Source organism: Coprococcus sp. ART55/1 (genome assembly GCF_000210595.1).
Classification (GTDB): Bacteria; Bacillota; Clostridia; order Lachnospirales; family Lachnospiraceae; genus Coprococcus; species Coprococcus aceti.
Window position 1 is genome coordinate 455,285 of record NC_021018.1, and the last position, 1,302, is coordinate 456,586.

General features: G+C 34.8%; 2 protein-coding genes. Both read left to right on the plus strand.

The genetic code is table 11. From position 1 onward, the window contains the following. The first annotated feature begins 150 nt into the window (after positions 1 to 150). Positions 151 to 771, plus strand: a complete 621-nt coding sequence (locus CCU_RS14670; protein WP_442852321.1) for an ABC transporter permease — start codon at positions 151 to 153, stop codon at positions 769 to 771. Positions 772 to 785: 14 nt separating this feature from the next. Further along, a partial coding sequence (locus CCU_RS02220; protein WP_208895917.1) for a sensor histidine kinase occupies positions 786 to 1,302 on the plus strand: 517 nt, incomplete at its 3' end.

Sequence of the window (1,302 nt, forward strand, 5' to 3'; positions counted from 1 at the left end):
GCGTCACTCAAAGATATTGATAACTATATTAGGCGTATGTGCGGCGGTTATAATGGTCTCTTTTGCACTTGGTGACATGACTTTTTTGGAGCCGGAGATGGAACAGAAAGTGTAATCGGATTTCAAGCTAAGTGTTATCTATCTAGTGAAATACCAACGTTTCAAACTGTTGCCCGCTCATCTCTTGCATATACAGCCTTTTTCTGGATTATTGGCATTTTATTTGCAACCATATTTTTTACAAAAGAATATAATACGGGTACAATCAAATTATCTGTTGCATACGGCACTAAACGAACTATTCTCTACTACACCAAAGCGATTACAATATTGGTGGTGTCTCTGATAACGTATCTGATTTTTGTAGCTACATTTTTCGTTATTGAAATCATACAATCCGGTTACATTCCAACTGCGAGTGAAGTAATAAACCTTTTGGGATGGGCTCTTGCTTGCGGAACGGTTTTATTAGCATTAGAAAGCATTTCTATTTTTTTATGTGTCGTTATTCAAAATACAGGGATTGTAACAGGGATTTGCTGCTTATATGTATTCAGTGGAGCGTCTGTTTACTTAATGCTATGGAGTGATATGGAGACGGTTTCAATACCCTTAAAATTTTTTGTATATGGAAATCCTATGTACTATTGGATGAATTTCAGCTCTTGTCGCACAATGGGTATTATTGAGCATTTACCATTCTATTTCATAGGGTGCATTTCTCTTTTGATTGTTGGCGGTCTTATTATGATTAGAAAAGAAATCAAGTAAAAGGGAGGTAGAATATGGGTTGGGCGATTATGTTTCTTGTTCTGATAGCATTGGTCATTATCCTTTCAATTTCTTTAATTAACTGGAAAATACAGATATATAAAGTAATCGTCCAACTAAATGCTATTCTGAATAGAAAAACGAAAAAGTTAGTTACAGTGTCTTTATCTGATAGGCGGTTAGAGCATTTGGTTGAAATCATAAATCAGATTGTATCAAAAGATAATATTTATCTGGGCGAAATTCAAAAAAAGGAGAATGAATTAAAAGAGAATATTTCTTGCCTTTCTCATGATTTACGGACACCACTAACTTCCATTCGCGGATATTTGCAACTTCTATCAAGTGCGCCTGATGAAAAAAGAGCGGAATATATTTCAGCATTATCCGGAAAAGCATTGAGATTAGAACGTCTCATAGATGACTTTTATCAAATCTCTCTTTTAGAAGCAGGACAATATCCATTTTACTATGAAAAGGTTGAGCTATGCTCATTGCTTACTGAAATCCTGCTAGACAATTATTCGATTT